Source organism: Arthrobacter sp. Y3223166 (assembly GCF_059090935.1).
Genome location: NZ_JBNHGE010000001.1, coordinates 282,482 through 303,643 on the forward strand (window position 1 = coordinate 282,482; position 21,162 = coordinate 303,643).

Annotated in this window: 24 protein-coding genes; 6 read left to right on the forward strand and 18 right to left on the reverse strand. The window is 66.1% G+C overall.

Annotated features, from left to right (window positions below; translation table 11 throughout):
- The first annotated feature begins 265 nt into the window (after positions 1–265).
- Together AC5RUH_RS01325 and AC5RUH_RS01330 are read left to right on the forward strand one after the other, a co-directional pair.
- Positions 266–997 carry a hypothetical protein gene (locus AC5RUH_RS01325; protein ID WP_494127685.1) on the forward strand — a complete coding sequence of 244 codons (732 nt, stop codon included), beginning with the start codon at positions 266–268 and terminating at the stop codon, positions 995–997.
- A 192-nt stretch (positions 998–1,189) separates the two neighbouring features.
- The gene (locus tag AC5RUH_RS01330; RefSeq protein ID WP_494127686.1) at positions 1,190–1,846 is read left to right on the forward strand and encodes a 4a-hydroxytetrahydrobiopterin dehydratase; all 657 of its coding nucleotides are present in this window, start codon (positions 1,190–1,192) and stop codon (positions 1,844–1,846) included.
- 317 nt (positions 1,847–2,163) lie between these two features.
- Here the strand turns inward: AC5RUH_RS01330 and AC5RUH_RS01335 are convergent, their stop codons facing one another.
- Positions 2,164–2,661 carry a hypothetical protein gene (locus AC5RUH_RS01335; RefSeq protein ID WP_494127687.1) on the reverse strand — a complete coding sequence of 166 codons (498 nt, stop codon included), beginning with the start codon at positions 2,659–2,661 and terminating at the stop codon, positions 2,164–2,166.
- A 404-nt stretch (positions 2,662–3,065) separates the two neighbouring features.
- On the opposite strand from AC5RUH_RS01335, the gene AC5RUH_RS01340 reads away from it, so the two are divergent.
- A complete protein-coding gene (locus tag AC5RUH_RS01340; RefSeq protein WP_494127688.1) occupies positions 3,066–4,082 on the forward strand; it encodes an SDR family oxidoreductase in 1,017 nt (338 codons plus the stop codon).
- Positions 4,083–4,241: 159 nt separating this feature from the next.
- Here AC5RUH_RS01340 and AC5RUH_RS01345 read toward each other — a convergent pair whose 3' ends face one another.
- The 6 genes from AC5RUH_RS01345 to AC5RUH_RS01370 all read right to left on the reverse strand — a co-directional run bounded on the left by AC5RUH_RS01345 (position 4,242) and on the right by AC5RUH_RS01370 (position 9,050).
- Entirely contained in the window at positions 4,242–4,700 is a 459-nt protein-coding gene (locus AC5RUH_RS01345) for a sortase domain-containing protein (RefSeq protein WP_494127689.1), read from the reverse strand.
- A 323-nt stretch (positions 4,701–5,023) separates the two neighbouring features.
- Complete coding sequence (locus tag AC5RUH_RS01350; RefSeq protein ID WP_494024019.1) at positions 5,024–5,797, reverse strand: hypothetical protein; 774 nt, start codon at positions 5,795–5,797, stop codon at positions 5,024–5,026.
- 91 nt (positions 5,798–5,888) lie between these two features.
- Positions 5,889–6,503 carry a TetR/AcrR family transcriptional regulator gene (locus AC5RUH_RS01355; protein WP_494127690.1) on the reverse strand — a complete coding sequence of 205 codons (615 nt, stop codon included), beginning with the start codon at positions 6,501–6,503 and terminating at the stop codon, positions 5,889–5,891.
- Positions 6,503–7,690: an NAD(P)/FAD-dependent oxidoreductase gene (locus tag AC5RUH_RS01360; RefSeq protein WP_494127691.1), complete on the reverse strand. Its 1,188-nt coding sequence runs from the start codon at positions 7,688–7,690 to the stop codon at positions 6,503–6,505. Before AC5RUH_RS01360 ends, AC5RUH_RS01355 begins: the two co-directional genes overlap by 1 nt.
- Positions 7,687–7,881 carry a ferredoxin gene (locus AC5RUH_RS01365; RefSeq protein ID WP_494001151.1) on the reverse strand — a complete coding sequence of 65 codons (195 nt, stop codon included), beginning with the start codon at positions 7,879–7,881 and terminating at the stop codon, positions 7,687–7,689. Before AC5RUH_RS01365 ends, AC5RUH_RS01360 begins: the two co-directional genes overlap by 4 nt.
- Positions 7,878–9,050, reverse strand: a complete 1,173-nt coding sequence (locus tag AC5RUH_RS01370) for a cytochrome P450 (protein WP_494127692.1) — start codon at positions 9,048–9,050, stop codon at positions 7,878–7,880. Before AC5RUH_RS01370 ends, AC5RUH_RS01365 begins: the two co-directional genes overlap by 4 nt.
- Positions 9,051–9,252: 202 nt before the next feature.
- Between AC5RUH_RS01370 and AC5RUH_RS01375 the strand changes: the two genes are divergently transcribed.
- Positions 9,253–10,230 (forward strand): M20/M25/M40 family metallo-hydrolase, encoded by a 978-nt coding sequence (locus AC5RUH_RS01375; RefSeq protein WP_494127693.1) that lies wholly within the window; start codon positions 9,253–9,255, stop codon positions 10,228–10,230.
- 29 nt (positions 10,231–10,259) lie between these two features.
- Here the strand turns inward: AC5RUH_RS01375 and dnaB are convergent, their stop codons facing one another.
- Positions 10,260–11,627 (reverse strand): replicative DNA helicase, encoded by a 1,368-nt coding sequence (dnaB, locus tag AC5RUH_RS01380; RefSeq protein WP_493941666.1) that lies wholly within the window; start codon positions 11,625–11,627, stop codon positions 10,260–10,262.
- A 492-nt stretch (positions 11,628–12,119) separates the two neighbouring features.
- On the opposite strand from dnaB, the gene AC5RUH_RS01385 reads away from it, so the two are divergent.
- Together AC5RUH_RS01385 and AC5RUH_RS01390 are read left to right on the forward strand one after the other, a co-directional pair.
- Complete coding sequence (locus tag AC5RUH_RS01385) at positions 12,120–12,908, forward strand: hypothetical protein (RefSeq protein ID WP_494127694.1); 789 nt, start codon at positions 12,120–12,122, stop codon at positions 12,906–12,908.
- A 94-nt stretch (positions 12,909–13,002) separates the two neighbouring features.
- A complete protein-coding gene (locus tag AC5RUH_RS01390; protein WP_494127695.1) occupies positions 13,003–13,440 on the forward strand; it encodes a DUF1801 domain-containing protein in 438 nt (145 codons plus the stop codon).
- A 10-nt stretch (positions 13,441–13,450) separates the two neighbouring features.
- On the opposite strand, the gene AC5RUH_RS01395 is transcribed toward AC5RUH_RS01390, so the two are convergent.
- The 10 genes from AC5RUH_RS01395 to AC5RUH_RS01440 all read right to left on the reverse strand — a co-directional run bounded on the left by AC5RUH_RS01395 (position 13,451) and on the right by AC5RUH_RS01440 (position 21,132).
- Positions 13,451–14,290, reverse strand: a complete 840-nt coding sequence (locus AC5RUH_RS01395; RefSeq protein ID WP_494127696.1) for a PhzF family phenazine biosynthesis protein — start codon at positions 14,288–14,290, stop codon at positions 13,451–13,453.
- A 76-nt stretch (positions 14,291–14,366) separates the two neighbouring features.
- A complete protein-coding gene (rplI, locus tag AC5RUH_RS01400) occupies positions 14,367–14,816 on the reverse strand; it encodes a 50S ribosomal protein L9 (RefSeq protein WP_493988326.1) in 450 nt (149 codons plus the stop codon).
- Between the two features lie 27 nt (positions 14,817–14,843).
- Positions 14,844–15,083 carry a 30S ribosomal protein S18 gene (gene rpsR, locus AC5RUH_RS01405; RefSeq protein ID WP_136787674.1) on the reverse strand — a complete coding sequence of 80 codons (240 nt, stop codon included), beginning with the start codon at positions 15,081–15,083 and terminating at the stop codon, positions 14,844–14,846.
- A 58-nt stretch (positions 15,084–15,141) separates the two neighbouring features.
- Positions 15,142–15,702 (reverse strand): single-stranded DNA-binding protein, encoded by a 561-nt coding sequence (locus tag AC5RUH_RS01410; RefSeq protein WP_494127697.1) that lies wholly within the window; start codon positions 15,700–15,702, stop codon positions 15,142–15,144.
- A gap of 94 nt (positions 15,703–15,796) precedes the next feature.
- Positions 15,797–16,102 carry a 30S ribosomal protein S6 gene (gene rpsF / locus AC5RUH_RS01415; RefSeq protein ID WP_136787676.1) on the reverse strand — a complete coding sequence of 102 codons (306 nt, stop codon included), beginning with the start codon at positions 16,100–16,102 and terminating at the stop codon, positions 15,797–15,799.
- A 303-nt stretch (positions 16,103–16,405) separates the two neighbouring features.
- On the reverse strand, positions 16,406–17,125 hold the full coding sequence (locus AC5RUH_RS01420; protein WP_494127698.1) for a response regulator: 720 nt from the start codon (positions 17,123–17,125) through the stop codon (positions 16,406–16,408).
- The gene (locus tag AC5RUH_RS01425) at positions 17,118–18,386 is read right to left on the reverse strand and encodes a sensor histidine kinase (RefSeq protein WP_494127699.1); all 1,269 of its coding nucleotides are present in this window, start codon (positions 18,384–18,386) and stop codon (positions 17,118–17,120) included. The genes AC5RUH_RS01420 and AC5RUH_RS01425 overlap by 8 nt, the downstream gene beginning before the upstream one ends.
- Positions 18,387–18,405: 19 nt before the next feature.
- A complete protein-coding gene (locus tag AC5RUH_RS01430; protein ID WP_494127700.1) occupies positions 18,406–19,254 on the reverse strand; it encodes an ABC transporter permease in 849 nt (282 codons plus the stop codon).
- Positions 19,255–19,256: 2 nt separating this feature from the next.
- The gene (locus AC5RUH_RS01435) at positions 19,257–20,243 is read right to left on the reverse strand and encodes an ABC transporter ATP-binding protein (RefSeq protein WP_494049213.1); all 987 of its coding nucleotides are present in this window, start codon (positions 20,241–20,243) and stop codon (positions 19,257–19,259) included.
- A gap of 229 nt (positions 20,244–20,472) precedes the next feature.
- Positions 20,473–21,132 (reverse strand): GntR family transcriptional regulator, encoded by a 660-nt coding sequence (locus AC5RUH_RS01440; protein WP_494001163.1) that lies wholly within the window; start codon positions 21,130–21,132, stop codon positions 20,473–20,475.
- Positions 21,133–21,162: the final 30 nt, after the last annotated feature.

The window sequence follows — 21,162 nt, forward strand, 5'->3', positions numbered from 1 at the left end:
GAATCGCACCATCCGGCGTCTTTGCGCAACTTCGGCAGGCTGGTTGGCCGATGGTGCCTCCGCGTAACTGTTGCCTGTATGTGGAATAGCTTCCTCGGCGCAGCATCCAGCAAGTCCCGCTGGCCTCCGCAAGCTTCCCTATGGACGGGGTGAATGCTGGAACAAGCTTTTCATAAGAGGACCCGTGCAGAATACGCCCTACGCCGCGCATCATGCCGGCGCGTCCACGGCCGGTGTGACCGGCGAACCGAGGGAGACGGTAAGAATGGCACGCACAACCGGGGTTTACGCAGTGCTCCTGTCCGCAATGCTGATGCTCACAGCCTGCGGAGGTGAAGCAGCCCCGGAAGGGACCGCCGAGCCGGCCACGTCCCCTACCGCCCAATCTCCGCAGACCACCTCGGCGGCCAAAACATACACCAACGACGACCTCAAGGAAGTGATCGCGGGTCTGGAAGACGCGCAGGGCCAACAACTTTCAGTCGTTCCGGCGGCACAAATCGATCAGGGACTCACGGCCGCGAAGGAATTGCTGGCGAACGCGACCATTACCCCTGAAGCCTGTTCCATGTTCGCGACCGAACAGACCCGGATACCCGATGGCAGCACCTACGCCGCCGGAGCCAGCCACTCAGCCGAAGAAAAGTCTCAGACCATCATCACCCTCGTCGCCGTCCAAGACCCGCAAGTCGTCGCCGAGCAGCTCGAACAAGCACAAAAATCCATGCAGCAGTGCGCCGACTTCGAAATCGAAGCGGAAGGACAGAAAATCAGCAGCAAGATCACCCCACTGGACGTGATCACAGACGGTGAGCAGTCCCTCGGCTCCATCACCACCCAGAAGTTGCCGAACGGGCAAAGCCAGAAGGTCATGTCCGTAGCTGGAACGCAAGGATCCCTCGCGGCCACCGCAGTGAAAATTGGAGCCGACATCGAGGAAGAAGCACAGGACGAACTCATCAAACTCGTCAACGACGCGCTTGCCCAAAGCGAGTAACCAACCATCTGCATAAAGGAGAATATGACCTGAATGGGTCGCCTTCGGCTTAACCCGAAAGTGACGCGATGCCCTCGAGGCCCAGGTAGCGGCTGTCGAACCCGACCCAAGCATATTTGGAAAGCGCGCCCTCCGGCATTCCAGATACCTTGGATGGTCTCAAGCTCTAACTCGAAACGCGGAGGAAAAATCATGCCAGCAAGAGATGTCTTAAGCCAGGAGCAAATCCAAGCAAATCTGCTCCAGTTGCCCGAATGGCGCTATGGTTTGGGTGCTTTGCGGACCGCAGTGAAATGCGAATCATCCGCAGCTGCCTTGGACTTGCTTTCCGCAATTGGCCGGCTGGCACAGAAATCCGACCACCACCCTGATGTGGACTGGCGGTACGACACATTGTTCATCACGCTCACTTCGCATGATGCCGGCGACAGGGTGACGGCGCGTGACGTAACGCTGGCCCGTTCAATATCGCAGCTTGCCCAAACCACCGGCGTCACGCCCCTCCCGGAACTCTTGCGAACAGTGGAGATAGCCATAGACACAGATGCCCCGGAAGCCATCTCGGAAGTCTGGCGGACGGCGCTGGGCTACAAGCGGCACGAAGACGGAAGCCTGATCGATCCCTATGGCAGGGGTCCGGCCATTTGGTTTCAGGAGTCCCAGCGTCCGAGCGAGAATCGTTTTCATCTGGACGTCACCGTCCCCTTCAGCGAAAGCGCCTCGACTCTGGATGCCCTGGTTAGCGTTGGTGCAACACTCGATGATGAACATGCGCCCATGTGGGTAGTTGCCACTGATGCCCAAGGCAACCGGCTCTGCATCAGTACTGAAGCCGGGCGCGGCGACTAGACGGGTAAAGTCACGCAGCCACGGCCAAGGGCGGCAGCCTGACCTTCCTGTCAGCCACAGTCGCCGCCACCACCGCCTCCGGCGTCTCCTCCATAGGCAGTGGCTCCAAAAGCTCCCGTGCTGGCTGCATCCGGGCGAACGGGAGCCCGGGCACCCTTTACTGGTCGGCGGTCGGCGCGGGCACCCAGAACCACCCAGGCAATACATGCCGCACAGAGGATGGCAACAATGATGGCAAATTCCACACTTGTCTCCTGTCGTTGAGCTCAGAGTATGGGCGGAATAGGCTTAGGGCAACAGTTCCAGGGCAAGACAATTCAGTGACTGGTGCGCCCGCGGGATGAGGCCAACGTCGGGGGCAGCATTCGGTCGGCCACCATTCCGGTCACCATTGAAAATAGCGCTTTGTGGAGGACGTCCACGGCTTTCTCCTCGGCGGGCCAGGTCTTTGGTGGTGACCCGGCACCGGTGGCGTTCTCAATTGTTTGGTCAAAGCCCAGTCGCATCACGGTGTGCCATATATTGGCGTGCAGTCCGCGAATGCCCGTGACGGCCCACACTCCTCTCAGGGCGCCGAGGCTGGCACCGGTGCAGTAATGCATCAGGTGGTTCCACAGGAAGGGCTTGGCATCGTTGGCGGGCCGTTGTCCGAGCAGGGTCAGCAGGGCGCGGGCAGGTACGTAGGAGTTCCGACGGCCGGTGATCGCCTGCTCAACCTTCTCCCCTACCGTCATCACCCCCGCTCCGATGAGTCCGGCCAAAGCACCGGTGCCGGCCGCGCGGCAGATGCCACTGAATCGGTGCGAGGCGGCCATTGGTGTCCTCCAAACTTCTCTTCGCCGCATGGGCAAAAATTGTCAGGGCTGGGCCATGCCTGCTCTGGCCCGGCATGGCCTCAGCTTAGACGGTGCGCCTGGAGCCGGCGACCCTCTTGGTTGGCAGACCCCGCAGATTGCCGTTGCTGGTCGCCCCTTCCCGTGGAAGCACAACAACAGGCAGCCAGCATCACACCACGCCCCGCCCCTCGAGGGGCTTCCGCCACCCTTGCCATGACCCCGCCGCTGGCAGCACCAAAAGTCAGATAATCAGGGCCTCCTTTGCGGACCGCGAAAGCCATGGCTAGCGAGTTACCGAAACCGTAAGCATACTTATAAACACAGGCTTTGGAACCCAGAGTTGCCCATAGTGGGCATCGGGCCTACATCGAGGAGGAGCTTCGATGCGCATCAAGGATTCCGTCGTTGTGATTACCGGCGCGTCAAGCGGAATAGGCCGCGCCGCTGCCCTGCGTTTCGCCCGGAAGGGCGCCCGCGTCGTGCTCGCGGCCCGCCGGACTCAGGCTTTGGAAACGCTTGCCGCCGAATGCGAACGTCGCGGGGCGCAAGCACTGGCAGCGCCGACCGATGTCAGCGACGCAGCCGCCGTGCAGGAACTCGCGGACCGCGCGGTAGCACGCTTCGGCAGAATCGACGTCTGGGTCAATAACGCCGCGGTTAGCTTTTTCGCTCCATTCCTGAGGGCACCTGTCGAGGACTTCCGGCGCCTCATCGACGTCAACGTGATGGGCTACGTGCACGGGTGCCGGGCCGCGCTAGCGCAGATGCAGCAGCAGGGCGCGGGCGTGGTCATCAACGTTTCCTCCGTCGTGGGGGAAATCGCCCAGCCTTACACCTCCGCCTATTCGATGTCCAAGGCCGCCATCCGCGCCCTGGGCGTTAGCCTGCGCTCGGAACTGCGGCTCACCGGCAGGAAAAACCTCAGGGTCTGCACGCTTCTGCCGGCAACCATCGACACCCCGTTCTTCCAGCACGCCGGTAACTACACCGGCCGCAAGGCCCTGGCCATGCCGCCGGTGTACACGGCGGAACGGGTTGCCAAAGCCATCACCGCGCTGGCGGTCTCCCCTCGCGCGGAAGCCGTCGTCGGACCGCTTGGACGGGTCATGGCCTTGCAGCACAGGCTCACCCCGCGCTTGATGGAAGGCGCCATGGCGGCCCAGGTTAACAGGACACATCTTTCGCGCAGCGAGCCGGCGCCCACGACCGCGGGAAACCTCTACTCGCCGCAGCCCTCGCACCCAAAGCCAGCAACGGGAGGCGGCTGGCACGGAAGAAGAAAAACCGCGCTGCGCAGGACAGGCGCCACCCTGCTCGTCCTCACCGCCGCCGGAAAGCTCACCAGCACGCTTGCCCGGCGCTACCTTGGTTCCGGTGGACCAGGAACGCGGATCCCTTAAGTTCACCCTCGCATCGGCAGGCGGCCGCCTCGACGCGGAACTCAGGGCGAGGACCGCGATTCAAGTGTGTTGAAAAGCCGCAGGCGGAAGGGGCGGGCGTTCGGTCAAGGCTGGTCTTCGGTGATGGGTCGGAACGGTGGCGGGCAGTTGCCAGCACGTTCAGCCCTTGTCCCCCGCGTCTGGGATGGCGGCGATAAGTTTCCCGTAGGCAACAAGGTTGTCCTCGAACCTGCCGCTTTGCGGGTTGTACCCGTCGCAGGTGATGAGCCGGATCTCTGCCTGCTTGGTATTCCCGTACACCTGCAGGGCCGGGAAGTTGTCTTTGGCATATCGCTTGATGACCGTCAGTCGGAAGACCGCCGTCGTGCCATCCTCGCGCTCCACCCTGACTTCGTCTCCGGGTACCAGTTCCTGCAGTCTGGCGAAAACGCCCGGGCCCCCGCCCAAGGCGTTGACGTGACCCAGGAGGATCGAGGGCCCCCTTTCCCCCGGCGTCGGGGAATTGATGTACCACCCTGCCGGGGAACCGGCCTCTTCGGGCGGCACCTCCAAGGTGCGATCCTCCTGCTGTGCGAGGTCGATGATGTCGCTGCCAAGCCCGATCCGGGGAATGCTCAACGCTGAAGGCCTGGCTTTCTCCATCACGAGGGAATCGCCGCCGGCAGCGGGAACGGCGGCTTGGGGCGCGGCTGTTTTTTTGTCAGCCCGTTGCGGCTTTTCCCCTGGTTCACGCCCTTGAGCCGCACGGGGAGCCTGCTCGACGGCGGTGCCCGAGGGTGCGGTGCTCGAGGGTGCGGAAGTCGAGGGTGCGGAGGCCGAAGGTACGGAGGGTGGGGGTGGTGACCCGGTAGCGGTGGGTGCAGCGCACCCCGCATTCACGGCCAGGACAAGGGCCAGCCCGGCGAAGAAGGGTGGCCCTGTCCGTGCCGTCTTCACGCCGGTCAGTCCTTGGGAGCGGAACGCCTGCGTGCGACGGCCACCGAAGCGCCTGCAGCAAGCAGAACCCCCAGACCTGCGGCGAGGGACATCGCGCTTCCGTCTGTTTGCGCGGGGGTCTCGACGCCTGTGTCGGGGGCACCGCCTGGCATCGGCCCGGTCATCTGGGAAGCAACCAAGGTTCCGCAGGCCGCGGAAAGTGTGGCCGCCAGCGGCAGCCCCGGGGCTTCAGGGCTCATTTGTTGCTGGGCAGCCGGAGGCAGCCTGTTCGGGTCTACGCCGTGGACCTCCACCGTTGCAGTTCCGGCCTGGATCGCCGCTATTGTTGCCGGATCCAGGGTCAGGGTCCGTTCATAGGTGTAGGCTCCGCCGGCGGGGAAGCGGTCGGTTGCCACCATCGAGGCCGGGCTGGTGTCCCCCTGGACTGTCAGCGAGGTACTGACGGCACCGGCATAAGGTTCGCCTTCGGGTGAACTGACGACGCCGTCGCCGTCGGTGTCTGCTGCCGGCCCGGGGCACAACCCTTGGCCGCCGATGTGAATATGCTGGCCATGTGGGAACGGCGCGTTCATCCAGATTTCCGCGGCGCCCGAGACGTTCATGCTGACGGTTGCCTGCTGACCGTGTATCTCGATCATCGCCTGTCCGGCGGTTCCGCTGTTGTTGGCCGGCGCAAGGTCAGCCTGCCACACGCCGTCCTGGGCTACGGCCGGGCCGGCCGCGAAAGCCATCGCGCCAATCGCGACGGCAGGGGCAATGAGAAGAGTCTGTGCCTTCATGATGTAGGCCTCTCAGAAAATAGTAAGGGTGCTTACGGTTCTCCCGTGCGTCACACCCTAATCCAATGCCGTCGATCTGAAAAGTCTTTACTCAGCCTGCGTCGCCGAGCAGGTGGTACCAGCTTTCGGCGAGGACCCCGAGCGCCTGGCCACGGTTTGGTTCTGAGGTGCGGCTCGTCCAGAGGGTGGAGACGTAGTTGAGCTGGGTGAACGCGAGCGTTCCGCGGACGTGGTGCGTCTCCTCCGAGAAGCGGCCGGCCTGCTGCATGCCCCGGACGAGGTCGGAGACTACTTCCTCACGCCAGCCCATGACCAGGGCCCGCACTTCGCGGTCGACGGCGGCAGCCTCGTCGAGGACATCCAGGTAGGGGCGGAAGACGGGCCAAAGTACTGCGCGCGACTCGAGCCAGTCGCGGATGCCGGCTGGCTCGCCCGCGCGGACCACATCCACGAGCTCGGGGGCCGTCGATGCATGGCCGGGTCCGGCGGCGCGGTCAAGGACCGCATTCACCCGGGCCATGAAGTCCCCCATGAGATCGCTTCGCGAGGGGTAGTACGCATAGAAGGTCACCCGGGTGGTGCCGGCAGCGGCGGCGATATCGTCGATCGTCGTGGCGGCGTACCCCTTGTCGATGAAGAGTTCGAGCGCCCGTTCGACGATCCTGTCGCGGGTCAGCTGTTTCTGGGCTTCTCGCAGCGACGGCATCAAGACTTCGCCGGCGTAGCCGGTTGCAGCGCGGACGAACCTACATTGGCCAGGCGGCGCAGTTTGGGAATGGGGATGCGGTAGTTGATCGCCGCCGCGGTTCCGGGGCCGCCGTCCGCGCCGTCCCAACGCAGCAGCATCGAGTGGGGCTCGCCGCCCGGCTCCAGGTAGTCCGGCGCCCCGGTCACGGGTGTGAAGCCGATCGCCTTGAGGGACAGCCCGAATCCTTCGGTCCAGAAGTACGGTTGGAAGTCGAGCTCCGGCGCCGCGTCGCCGTTGAGCAGGCCGGCAGCCGCGACCTTGGCCTGATCGATGGCGCTCGTCCACAACGGCACCCGCCCCTCCCCGCGGCCGGTCGGGAAGTACGCCACATCGCCGGCGGCAACGACGTCCGGCCGGACCCGGCCGCGTGAATCGACGCGCAGCGCCCCGTCGACAAGGAGACCCGAACCGGTCAGCCACTCGATGTTCGGTTCGTCGCCGATGGCCGTGACGACGAGGTCCGCCTCAAGCCGAGTGCCGTCGGCAAGGGCAACCCGCGCCCCCGAGCCGGAGTCAATAAGTCGCGCCCTGCTGCCACTGACGAACCGCAGCCCGCGCCGGGCGGCGGCGGCAGTGAAGATCCCGGACAGGTGGTCCCCGAGTTGCCGCGAGAGGGGCTGCACGTCGGAGACCAGCGTGACGTCGCAGCCGACGTGCAGGCAGCCGGACGCGATCTCCATGCCCAAGGGTCCGCCGCCGACCACGATCACCGAGGGGCGGCCCGAGACCCACTGTTTGAGCGCCACCGCGTCCTCGAGCGTGCGCAGGGTGAGCTCCCGGGGAGCGCCCTCTGACAGCGGACTCGGGCTAAGCCGCTTGGCCCGTGAACCGGAGGCGATGACCAGGCCGTCGTAGGGCAGCTCATCGCCGCCGTCGGTCCGGACGACTTTCGCCTCCGGGTCGATGCCTGTGGCGCTGACCCCGAGGAGGTCGGTCGCTTCGTGGGTTGGCTCGGGCAGCTCGTGGGCTTGCAGCCCGCCGTCGCCGTGCAGCAGCGCCTTTGAGAGGGCCGGGCGGCTGTACGGGTGGCGCGGCTCGGCCCCGACGACGGTCAACTCGCCGTCGAACCCATTCGAACGCAGCGAGTCGCACGCGGTGAGCCCGGCGATGCCGTTGCCGACGACGACGATCCGCCGCAGGGTCATTTTTCCGCCAACCGCAGCGCGGCCACCGGGCACACCCGTACCGCGGCTTTCGCAGCGGCCAGCTCCGCCTCGTCGACCATGGGGACGTCGATCACCAATTCGCCGTCGTCGTCGAGGTGCATGAGTTGGGGCGCGGCTTCCTCGCAGAGTCCGTGTCCTTCGCAGCGGGGGCGGTCAAGCTCGATCCTCACACTGCCACCGCCTTCACGACGTCGAGGCGTTCGTGGCTGCGCGTGATGTTGCTGGGCACGCGGACCTCGTCTCCAATCTCCAACACCTTCGCCCGGCGGGCCAGGGCCTCGATGATCGCGTGGGCCTCAAGCTTCGCCAGGCCTTGGCCGGCGCACCCGTGCGGCCCGTAGCCGAAGCTGAGATGGTCCACCGGGTTGCGCGTGACGTCGAAGACGTCGGGATTCTCATAGTGCCGCGGGTCGCGGTTGCCGGCACCGAACAGGATGCCCAGCTGGGCTCCTGCGGGAACGGTTGCTCCATCGATCTCGACGTCGCGGGTCGCCGTCCGGCCCCAGATGTGGATCGGGGGCCAGTAGCGCAGCACCTCGGCGAACGCTGCGGGCACGAGCTCCGGGTTCTGGCGGACGAGTTCCAGCTGCTCAGGGTGGCGGCCGAAGAGTGCGACGATGTTCCCGATGGAGGCGATCGTGGTGTCGACGCCGGCGCCCAGGTACTGGTGGATGATGTGCCCGGCGGCTCCTTGCGGGATGTCGCCGCGGGTCTCGGCGTCGAAGATGCCGCGGCCGATCGACCCCGGTACGAGGTCCTCGGCGGTGACGGAGGAGCACCAGCCGTAGAGCTCGCCGGCGATCGGGAAGTTCTCCTGGGTGCGGTGGTTCATCGGTCCGAGGACCTGCATCGCGGCTTGCCCCCAGCGCAGCATGTTGTCCTTGACGTGGCCGCTGAAGCCGATGAGGTCGGCGACGATTTCGAGCGGGAAGGCACGTGCCAGCGAGTCGATGGCTTCGAAGCTGCCGCTGGCGACGAGTTCGGCGACGAGCTTGTCCGCTTTTTCGTCAATGGTGACCTTCAGTCCGCGCAGGGCGCGCGGCGTGAGGTTCTCCGACAGGGTCGCGCGCAGCTGCGTGTGCGTGGGCGGGTCGGAGGCGAGCGAGGTGCCCTGCAGCGCCTCGTTCACCATCGGGTTAAAGCCAAGGCTAGTGGAGGAGAACGTCTCCGGATCGGCGAGGGCGTCGCGGATGATGTCGTAGCGGGTCAGGACGTAGAGGTCATTCTTCGGCAGGCGGACGACGCCGGCCTGCTCGCGCAGGGCGGCGTAGGTGGGGTACGGGTCGACGAGGACGTCATCGTCCCAGATGTCGATGTCTGCTTCGATCGGTGTGGTCACGGTGTGCTCCTTTTGATCGTCCTGGGGCGGGTCGGAAGCCGGACGATGGGGACGCCCATTGCCTCGGAGAGCCGCGCCTCGGCAGTGAGGCGTGGAACACAGTCTGCCCGTTATCTTTACAGCGTGTCAAGTGAAATTATGTTGTGCATCACGGAGAGGAGGAGGGTAGACTGCCGTCTCCGGGTCGTACTGGATAGGGACGATGATGAAGCTGAGCCGGCGCTTGAGATCAGGCCTCGTGATCCCACCGGGCAAGGTTCCCGCCGCCTACGAGCATCTGGAGGAGTTCCAGGCCCTGGCCGAGGAGCACGGCGACCGCGCGACCGGCACCTCCGGGTACGAGGCCGCGGCCCAGTACGTCGAACGCCAACTCGCGAGTGCCGGCTATCGCAGCACGCGCCAGTACTTCACCTTCAAACACCGCGGCGAGCAGATCGAGACCTTCAATATCCTCGCCGAGACCGCATCCGGCAGCGACGAGAACGTGATCATGCTCGGGGCCCACCTCGACGGGGTGCCCGGCTGTCCGGCGATCAATGACAACGGCTCCGGGGTGGCGGCCGTGGTGGAGGCCGCCAAAGCGCTCGGCCGTCAGGAGGGCCTCAGCAACACGGTGCGCTTCGCCTGGTGGGGCGCCGAGGAGTACAAGAAGGAATACGGGTCACGGCACTACGTCAAGCACCTGGCCAAGCGCGACAGCGAGGCACTCGACAGGATCGCCGCCTACTTGAACTTCGACATGATCGCCTCGCCCAACCCCATCATCGGCGTCTATGACGCACGGGACGCCAAGCCCCATCACGAGGTGCCCGAAGGTTCGACCGAGATCATGGACGTCTTCACTGACTACTTCGACACCCGGGACCAGCCCTGGGTCGCCACCGATTGGGACATGGACTCGGATCAGTTGTCTTTCGTCAAAAAGGGTGTCGCCGTGGGCGGGCTGTACACCGGAGACGACGAGAAGAAAACCACCAAACAGGCCCGCCTTTTCGGCGGCACCGCCAAGCGGCCCTGCGATCCGAACTATCACCGGCCAGGCGACGACCTCAGCAACGTCGATCTGAAGGTGCTCAGCCTGATGACCGAGGCGATCACCCACGCCGCCACCCGCCTGGCCCACGACCACCGCGCCCTCAAGCCAGCGGGCACCGATAGAACCCCTCCCCAAAGGTCGTAAACGGCAAGTGGGCTGAAACCCTACGGCTGCTAGCCGTGCTCGACCGCCATGTTGGCGAAGCGTGAGTAGTGGCCCTGGAAGCCGACCACGATGGTCTTGGTCGGGCCGTTACGGTGCTTGGCCACAATGACGTCGGCTTCGCCGGCGCGCGGGGATTCCTTGTCGTAGATGTCCTCGCGGTGGAGCAGGATGACCATGTCGGCGTCCTGCTCGATCGAACCGGATTCGCGAAGGTCGGAAACCATCGGCTTCTTGTCCGTACGCTGCTCCGAGCCACGGTTCAGCTGCGAAAGCGCGATGACGGGGACTTCGAGTTCCTTGGCCAGCAGTTTCAGGGCGCGGGAGAACTCCGAGACTTCCTGCTGGCGGGATTCGACGCGCTTGCCGGAGGACATCAGCTGGAGGTAGTCGAGCACCACCAGCTTCAGGTCGTGCCGCTGCTTGAGCCGCCGGCACTTGGCCCGGATTTCCATCAGGGACATGTTGGGGCTGTCGTCGATGAACAGGGGCGCGTCGTTCATCCGGCCCATGGTGGTGGCGATCTTGCCCCACTGCTCGTCCTTGATGGTGCCCTTGCGCAGGTCCTGAAGCCCGATGGTGGCTTCCGCGGAGAGGAGGCGCATGGCGATTTCGTTCCGGCCCATTTCCAGGGAGAAGAAGACCGTGGTCATGTTGTTCTTGATCGCGGCAGACCGCGCAAAATCCAGTGCGAAGGTGGATTTGCCAACGGCCGGCCTCGCCGCGATGACGATCATCTGCCCGCCGTGCAGGCCCTGGGTGAGCTCGTCGAGTTCATAGAAGCCGGTGGGCACGCCGGTCATGCCTTCGCCGCGGTGTCCGGCGGATTCGATCTCGTCGACGGTGCCTTCGATGATGTCCTTGAGCGGGACGTAGTCTTCAGCGGTGCGGCGCTCGGCGACGGCGTAGATCTCGGCCTGGGCCTGGTTGACGATGGCGTCGACTTCGCCGTCCTGCGAGTAACCCAGCTGAACGATCTTGGTGCCGGCGTCGACCAGGCGGCGGAGCACGGCACGTTCCCGGACGATCTCCGCGTAGAAGCCTGCGTTGGCGGCCGTGGGCACGGACTGGATCAGGGTATGCAGATAGGCGGGTCCGCCGATGCGGGAAATCTCGCCGCGCTTGGTCAACAGGTCGGAAACGGTGACGGCGTCGGCCGGTTCGCCGCGGCCGTAGAGGTCGATGATGGCCTCGTAGATGCTTTCGTGGGCGGGGCGGTAGAAGTCCACGCCGCGGAGCACTTCAACGCAGTCGGCGATGGCGTCTTTGGAGAGCATCATGCCGCCCAGGACCGATTGCTCGGCCACGAGGTCTTGCGGCGGCGTGCGGCCGAATTCGGAGTCCCGACCTGTTGCCGAATCCGCGTGCGCTAACGACACCGCTGCCTGCTTTCTTTGCTCCTCGAACCGGATACCGCATCCCCCTCAGATCTAGAACTACCAGCCGGATCGGACGATTTCGTCGGACCGCCAAAGGGCGCATACTGCAGTTCAACGCGCGGGCTGCGAGTGGGATACTCCGCAACGGTAACCCCCTTCCCCCTTCCCACCAAGCGAGTTATCCACTCCCCCTGTGGATAAAATGTGGATCAGTGGGCGTGTCTTGTGCACAGGCTGTGCGCAGAGCTGTGGAAACAATAGTTGACTCGCGAGTAACCCCGCTCTGACCTGCGAAAACGCTATCCACGGGCTGTGGACAAAAAGAAGTTTGCTGTTGATTTCTCCACCATTTTTGCGGTTGACAGATTCGGAATAGACGCGTAAGGCGAAAGTTATCCACGGGTTATCCACAGCTTGAAATTACAGAGCTGTGATGCCCTCTTTCGAAGGCTGTTGGCGCGCGGGCCATGGTCCGGGACGTACGATTCAAGTATGGAATTTGTGGTGCCGTTGCTCATCGCCGTACTGGTGGTCGTGATCGGCCTGGTGATCATGCGGCTGGTTTCCCGCAACAAGACGCGCGGGCCCCGCCCGGGGCGCGGATCGTCGGCGATGCCGGCAGCTGCCACGACCCGGGAGGCCGCCGCGGCGGCCAGCGGCCGCTTGAACCAGCAGCAACATACCGCGGTCTACGCGCTGATCGCGCAGGGGCAGGCTTTTGCGGCGATCCGCGAATACCGCACCGCCACCGGCGCGGGGCTCCGGGAGGCTACCTCCGCCGTCGCGCAGATGTCCGCGCACCCGCAGCCCTACACGGCACCCCGCCAGGATGCCGCCCCTACACTCCGCCCGGAGGACGAGGGGCCCCTGGAGGGGCACCCGGCGCGCCCGGAGGACAAGGAGGGGCGGGAGTCGTCCCCGGCTCACCCGGAGAACGAGGCACCGCGTCAGGCAGCCGCTGCGGACCTGCCGGAGGACGAGGAGCCACGAGCGACGGCCCCCGCATACCCCGCGGACAAGGTCGTGCCGCCGGCGGATACCGCTCCCGCACCGCTTCCCGAGCCGGCCGGATACCGGTACCGGGCCATCGTGTCCAAGGGCGACACCATCAGGGAGGTGGCCAGCACCCGCCTGAACGACGCCGTGTTCCAGCGCATCCGCACCGCTGCCCTGGGCGGCGATCGCGACGGCGCCGTCCGTCTGCTATTAGAGCACTCGGAGGCGACCGAGGCGGAGGCCCATGAATTCGTGGATTTGATCGAGCCGGACGAGGAGCCCTAGCTACAGGTCCGCACGCAACCCCGGCCGGCGCCGCAACGATCCTGGGCCCCTGGCGGTGCTGGCAGCGGGCAGGGCTTTCTGGAACACTTCAGCCATGGCCGAGAACAAGACTGCACCCACGGACGTACCCGTCGACGTGTTCCTTGCATCGGTAGAACACCCGGTGCGGCGCCGGGACGGCGAGACCGTGTTGCGCCTCATGCGGGAAGTGACCGGCGAGGAGCCGGTCATGTGGGGCCCCTCGATCATCGGCTTCGGCAGCTACCACTACAAATATGCCAGCGGCCGCGAGGGTGACGCCGCCGCCGTGGGCTTCTCGCCTCGGAAGGCCAATCTGGCCCTCTACGGCCTGACGTACGCGCCCGGCTCCGCGCCGCTGCTGGAGCGCCTGGGCAAGCACAAAACCGGCGCCGCGTGCCTGTACATCAACAAGCTCGGGGACATCGACCTCGACGTGCTGAGGGAACTGGTCCAGCTCGGCTACCGGCACATGACCACCACCGACCACGAGTCCCTGCAGGGCCAGCGTTAGGGCGGGCGGGTCAGAGCTTTACTGTCCCGCTGATCACGGTCTCTACCGTCCCGCCGACCCAGACCTCCCCGCCGTCGGAGTCGATGTAGACCCGGGCGTCCCGGCCTAGCGCCGTTCCCTGCCGAACGGTGTACGCAGCGGGTGCCGCTCCCTCGTCGATCAGCCACTGCGCCAGCGCGGCATTCAGGCTGCCGGTCGCCGGATCCTCCGCCGGCAGGTCTTCGAAGCCCATGAGCCCGCGGACTTCGAAGTCGACGGCGGAGCCGCCGGGATGGGCGCCGATCAGTCCGACGCCGAACGGTGACAGGGCGGCATAGTCGGGCACGACGTCGAGGACTGCCTGGGCGTCCCGCAACTGCAGGGCCTGCCACTCGGGGCCGTTGTCCGCCCACTGGTGGCGGATCACCTCGTCCCGTCCAATCCCCAGCGCGGCACAGATCTTCGCGACGTTCTCCTCGGGAAGCGGCCCGGTCCGCCGCCGGGGCGGCGCAGCGAAGGCCAGCCGTCCGCCGTCGTGCTTGACCTTGACCAGGCCGGCGCCGCATTCCTGCACAATTTCTCCGACGGCCTTCGGCTGCCCGCCGGCGGCGAGCCAGACGTAGGCCGTGCCCAGCGTCGGGTGGCCCGCGAAGGGCAGCTCGCCGCTGGGCGTGAAGATCCGGACCAGATAGTCGGCTGCAGCGTTTTCGGGCGGCAGGAGGAAGGTGGTCTCGGATAAGTTGGTCCAGTTGGCGAAGCGCTGCATCTGCTCTTCCCTGAGGTCGCCGGCACCCGAGACGACCGCCAGCGGATTGCCCGTGCACGGTCCGGTGGCGAAAACGTCTACCTGGCTGAACTGATGTGTGCTCACGTCCTCCAGCGTACCGGGCGTTAAACGCCGCAGGCCGGGTCCTGGACGGACCCGGCCTGCAGCGACAGCGAGGCTGTTAGCCTGCAACGACCTTCAGGTCGATGACGGCGGAGACCTCTTCGTGCAGACGCACGGTGGCCTGGTAGTCGCCCACCGACTTGATGTGCTCGGTCAGTTCGACCTTGCGCTTGTCGATGGCGCCGAGGCCGGCGGCCTCGACAGCGGAAGCAACGTCGGCCTGCTTGACGGTGCCGAACAGGCGTCCCGACTCGCCGGCCTTGACGGTCAGCGTGACCGGCTTGGCGGACAGCTGGGCAGCCAGCTGCTGCGCGTCTTCAAGGGATGCGATCTCGCGAGCGGCACGTGCAGCCTTGATGGACTCCACCTGCTTCTCGCCGCCCTTGGTCCAGGTCAGGGCGAAGCCGCGGGGCAGAAGGTAGTTACGGGCGTAACCGTTCTTTACCTCGACGACATCGCCAGCAGTGCCGAGACCGGTCACTTCGTGGGTCAGAATGAGCTTTGCCATGTCAGTACTCTCTCCTCTTCGCTTCGCTTAGCCGCGGCCAGCGCCGGAGTAGGGCAGCAGGGCAACTTCGCGGGCATTCTTGATTGCCAGTGCGATCTTGCGCTGCTCCTGTACGGTGACGCCAGTCACGCGGCGGGCGCGGATCTTTCCGCGGTCAGAGATGAACTTGCGCAGCAAAGCTACGTCCTTGTAGTCGATGACGGTGACGTCAGCGGCCTTCAAGGGATTGGACTTTGGTTTGGGCTTACGAATTTCAGCCTTAGCCATCGTGGAGCTCCTTTATCTTGTGGAGCCCGTGGATCTTTTCCACGGGATGGGGTTTGTTTTAGAAGGGCGGTTCGTTGGAGTCCGGACCGTTGCCCCAGCCGCCGGAGGTGCCGCCGGCTGGTGCTCCCCAGGGGTCGTCCTGGGGTGCGGGCTGCTGGCCGGACTGCTGTCCGCCCCAACCGCCCTGGTTCTGGCCGCCGCCGAAACCACCGCCGCCAAAGCCGCCGCCGAAGCCGCCCTGGCCACCGCCGGAGCGCTGGGTACGGGTGACCTTGGCAGAGGCGTAACGCAGCGAGGGGCCGATTTCGTCGACCTCAAGCTCCATGACGGTACGCTTTTCGCCCTCTTTGGTTTCATACGAACGGGACTTCAGCCGGCCCTGAACGATCACGCGCATGCCCTTGGTCAGGGTTTCGGCGACGTTCTCGGCAGCTTCGCGCCACACCGACGCCCGGAGGAACAGGGTTTCCCCGTCCTTCCATTCGTTGGACTGGCGGTCGAAGGTCCGCGGCGTGGATGCAACGGTGAAGTTCGCTACCGCGGACCCGGACGGGGTAAACCGCAGCTCGGGATCGTTGGTGAGATTACCGACGAGCGTGATAACGGTTTCGCCTGCCATGTTGCCTCCTGATGTCCTGGTCCCGGTTGCCGGCGGCGCGCGGGAATGTCTTCGTCAATGCCGCTCCCGGAAAGGGGGCGGCGATCACAGCTGATTACTCAGCGGAGATCTTCTGCTCCTCCGGGCGGATGATCTTGGTGCGCAGGATGGTCTCGTTCAGACCAAGCTGGCGGTCAAGCTCAGCAGCAGTGGCGGGAGTGGCGGTGAAATTGACCACCGCGTAGATGCCTTCGGACTTCTTCTTGATGTCGTAGGCGAGCCGGCGGCGTCCCCAGATGTCCACCTTGTCGATGGTTCCACCATCGTTGCGGACAACGTTGAGGAACTTGTCGAGCGAGGACTCTACGGTACGCTCTTCGACCTCGGGGTCGATGATTACCATCAGTTCATAAGCACGCATTGTGAACCCACCTCCTTCGGGCTAAGCGGTCACGGTCTTTCCGTAACAGGAGGTTCTGTTGCGTTGCCTGCCCGCCACCGCGCGGCGACTTCCGTGTGTTTTGGCTATTGTCACAGGAAATACCGGCCGGCGCCGACAGCACAGACTTACCAATGGTACCGGACGGCGGTCCGGGCTCGTGAATCCGCCGGCCGGACCTGTCCTCCACAGGGCGGCAGGCCGGGAGCGCCGTCCCCCACAGGCCGGGAGCCAGCACCTTGCGGCACAAGGGTCCCGAGCGCCCCGCCCCGGGGATCGGCGGTGTCAGTAGTCCAGCCCCAGGCTGGGCACCACCAGCCCGGTCTCGTACGCGTACACCACGGCCTGCACCCGGTCGCGCAGGTGCAGCTTGGCGAGGATTCGCCGGACGTGCGTCTTGACGGTCGCCTCCGAGAGGAAGAACCGGTGGGCGATCTCGGCGTTGGAAAGACCCTCGGCGATGGTCCGCAGCACTTCCAGTTCGCGCGGGGTCAGGTCATCCAGCAACGGGTCGCGCTGCGGCGGCGCGGCCGGGCTGCCGCCCGGGGTCAGGCCGCGCACATAGGTCTCCAACAGGCGCGCCGTCACCCGGGGCGCCACCACGGCGTCGCCGGTGGCTACCAGGCGCACCGCCTGGACCAGTTCCGCGGGTGCCACGTCCTTGAGCAGGAAGGCGCTGGCCCCGGCCTGCAGCCCGGCAAAGGCATACTCGTCCAGATCGAAGGTGGTCAGGATGATCACCCGCGCGCACAGCCCGGCGGCCACGATCTGCCGGGTGGCCTCGATGCCGTCCATGACCGGCATCCGGACGTCCATCAGCACCACGTCCGGCGCGAGGTCATGCGCCAGCCGCAGGGCCTCGGCGCCGTCGGACGCCTCCCCCACCACCGCGACGTCGTCTTCGCCCTCCAGGATGAGCTTGAACCCCATCCGCAGCAGCGGCTGGTCGTCCACCAGCAGCACTTTTACCGGCCCGGCCTCGCTGCCGTCCGCGCTCTCAGACACTCGTGTTTTCCTCTCCGGGCCAGTACAGGGTTGCCTCCACCATCCAACCACCGCCGGACCGCGGACCGGCGGCAACGCGGCCGCCGTAGATGGCGGTCCGCTCCCGCATGCCGTGCAGGCCCTGCCCCGCGCCGAGTGAATCGGCCGGCCCGTCCGGCCGGCCGTCGTCGGCCACCGTGATGTGCACGGCGTCGCCGTCGCGGATCAGGGCAACGTCCACCCTGGACGCGTCCTTGGCGTAGCGCAGCACGTTGGTCAACGACTCCTGCACAATGCGGAACACGGTGAGCCGGAAATTCTGGTCCTCGGGCAACGCCGGTCCTGCCATGACCGTGCGGAGCGGCAAGCCCGCGGCCCGGAAGCCGTCCAGCAGCCCGGTCAACTGATCCCCGGACGGCACCGGCGCCAGCGGGGCCGCGTCGGTTCCGTTTTCGCTGCGCAACACCCCCAGCACCCTGCGCATGTCGGCCAGCGCCGACCGGCCGGTCGCCGACAGCCGGTCCAAAACCTGGCCGGCGCGTTCCGGATCCTTGCGCGCGACGACGGCGGCGCCATCCGAGAGCGCGATCATCACCGAGAGCGAGTGTGCCACGACGTCGTGCATCTCCCGGGCGATCCGGGTGCGTTCGGTCGCCGACGCCAGGCGGGCGTTGTCAGTGGCCCAACGCTGGAGTTCGGCGTCGTGGAGCCGGTCCCGGCGCACCGTGACCCCGATGCCCGCGGCGATGACGTTGGCCAGGACCAGCACCAGGCCGGTGACCAGTCCGACGTAGCTCGGGACCTGTCCGAGGGCAATCTGCTTGACGATCTCCGGCGGCATCCGGACGCCCATCCCCACCAGCATGGGCACGGCGGCGAGGACCGCTGCGATGATGGCCTGGACCGCCGGCCGGGCGGTGGCGACCGTGTAGACGGCGAACCACATGGCAAAGGAGCCGCTGCCGGTACTGGTCAGCACCACGATCAGAAAGTCCACCAGGGCGATGGCGGCCAGCACCAGCAGCGGCGACCGGCGCCGCCAGATCAGCGCGGCGCCGCCGGCCAGCAGCAAAAGCAACGGCGGCCATTCGCCGGCGACCGCCGTGATCAGGGCATTAGGCAGGCCGAACAGCACGTGGATGCCGACCAGCACCCAGTCCATCACCACGGGGTGGGTGTGGAAGTAGCGCCGGATCGGTCCCCGGCGCCTGGACGATATTTCGGTGAAGGAGACGGCGGCCGTTCGTTCCGCCGCCTCCTTCACCGAGGCTTCTTGATTCACGCGTTAAGCCCGGCTGCGCCTAGACGTCCCGTGTCTTGGTGGTCACGGCCGCCCCGGCCAGCAGTACTGCCGCCCAGGCCGCCATCACCAGCCCGCCCTGCCACTGGGTCAGGTCGCCCTCGGCCGTTTCGAGCATGAGCATTTGGCGTCCCGCGTTGGAGGGCAGGTAGGGCATCACGCCGTCCTGGACCCAGTCGAAGGGGATGATCTGGGCGACGATGGGCAGCACCAGCAGCAGCACGACCAGCGTGACGATGCCGCCGGCGCTGTTGCGCAGCAAGGATCCGAGCGCCAGCGCCATCAACGCCACCACCGCCAGGTAGAGGCCGGACAGCAACATGGACTGGACGAGGTTTTCCACGTCGAGCCCGAATTCTTTGCCGTAATTGGCCAGGATCGGCTGCAGCAGGAAATAGGTGGCAAAGCTGGACGCGATTCCGACGACGGCTGCGACGACGGCGACGACCAGCGCCTTGGCGAACAGCGGCGACAGCCGGGACGGCACGGCCGTCATGGTGGAGCGGATCATGCCGGTGGAGTATTCGGAGGCGATCAGCAGCACGCCCAGTGACCCGATGATCAGCTGGCCGAAGTCGATCCCGCCGCTGGTCATGAGGTACAGGATGGACTCATCCATGCCGGCGGCCGCCGGATCCTGGCCGGCTGCCTCCATCTGCTCCATCCCGGTGGCGACGCCCCAGCCGCCGAGCAGCCCGATGCCGACCATCACCACGACGGTGGTCGCCAGCAGGACCCAGGTGGAACGCAGCGTGGTGAACTTGATCCACTCGCTCGTCAAGGTCCGGGGGAAGCTCACGCCGGGGCCGGTGACGCGGCCCGCCTGCGGGGTCAGGGTTGCAGCGCTCATGGTCACTTTCCTTCCTGGCCGACGCCGGCGGCGACGGCAGCGTGCCGTCCCGACCCTGCACTGCCGGCGTTGTCGTGTACATCGGCCACCGGGCCGGAATGGTATTCAACTTCGTCCTTGGTCAGGTCCATGTAGGCCTCCTCCAAGGACGCCTGCAGCGGGGTCAACTCATAGACGAGCACCTGCTGGGCGAGGGCCGTCTCGGCGATGTCCCGCGCCGGGACGCCGCTGACCTCCAGCAGTTCCGGTTCGTGGGCTTCGACGGTGACCCCTTCCCCGGCCAGCGCGCGGGTGAGGACGTCGGGCCGGTCGGTGCGTACGCGCACCCGCTGCGCCCGGTTGTTGAGGATGTCCTGGATGGGCGCATCGGCGATGATCCGGCCGCGGCCGATGACGATCAGGTGGTCTGCGGTGACCGACATTTCGCTCATCAGGTGCGAGGAGAGGAACACGGTCCGACCCTCTGCCGCCAGTGCCTTGACCAGGTTGCGCACCCAGAGGACGCCTTCGGGGTCCAGCCCGTTAACCGGCTCGTCCAGGATGACGGTCTGCGGATCACCGAGCAGGGCGGCCGCGATGCCCAGCCGCTGCCCCATGCCCAGCGAGAATCCGCCGACGCGCTTTTTGGCGACGGCGCCCAGGCCGGTCAGCTCGATCACGTCGTGCACCCGCTTGGTGGGGATGCTGTGGGTCGCGGCCATGGCCCGGAGGTGGTTGTACGCGGTCCGGGAGGTGTGCACCGCCTTGGCGTCGAGCAGGGCGCCGACTTCGCGCAGCGGGGCCCGGTGCTTGGCGTAGTGCTTGCCGTTGACCAGGACGTCACCGGCGGTGGGACGGTCCAGTCCCATGATCATGCGCATGGTGGTGGACTTGCCGGCGCCGTTCGGCCCCAGGAAGCCGGTCACCCGACCCGGCTGCACGGTGAAGGAGACGCCCTGCACCGCCGGTTTGTTTCCGTAGACCTTGACCAGGCCCTGTGCCTCGATCATCTGAACCGTCCTTCGTAAATGGAATAGCGCCCGGATTCCCGGGACCAATGAATACGTTACGGAGTGCCGGCCGGCCGCACACCGCACTGCGGGATGATCTTCGCGTCGGGCCGGATCGTCCTTACGGATGACGCTACGTGCCGCGGGCAGGCGGGCGTTACCGGGGGAAGCCCTGAGCGGCCCCTGACCGTTCCCGGAACGCTGCTGTGTACCGGAAGAGGTGCCAGCACTAAGCCCAGAGGTCGCTGGGCCGCTCGAACTGACGGGCCATCGCGGACCGTACGCTGCGCAGGTGGCTGCGCATTGCGTCGGCCGCACCCGCGGCGTCGCCGGCGGCCACGGCCGTGAAGATGGCCTCGTGTTCCACGAGTTCCTGCTCGGCCGCCAGGTGGGCGTGCAGGCCGGGCAGCACGCGGTAGGCGCGGGAGGTCTCGTCGAGGCAACGGGCCAGGAACTCGTCAAGCCGGCGGTTCCGGCCGCCACGCGCCAAGGCCCGGTGGAACGAGTAGGCGTGCTCCATGCTCACGAGCGGTTCAGCAGCGGCCTTCTCGCGCTGATTGTCCAAAAGGTCCCGCAGCGTGGCCAGCAGGGCGTGGTCCGCATAGTCGGCGGCACTCGCGCAGGCATGCGGCTCCAGGAGCATGCGGAGGTCGAGGACCTCGGCGACATCATGCGAGCTCATGGTCATCACCAGGTAGCCCTTTTTGGGGAGCACTGTCAGGAGTCCCTCCGTGGTGAGCAGGCGCAGCGCCTCCCGCACAGGGGTTTTCGAGACGCCGAACTCCTCGGCGAGCCGTGGCTCGACCACGAGGGATCCGGGGGCCAGGTTCCCCGCGAGGATTTGCCGGCGCAAGGCGCCGGCGACCCGATCGGTCATCGACTCGGCCACGGAACCCCCTCACGAAACATTCTTGTGAAG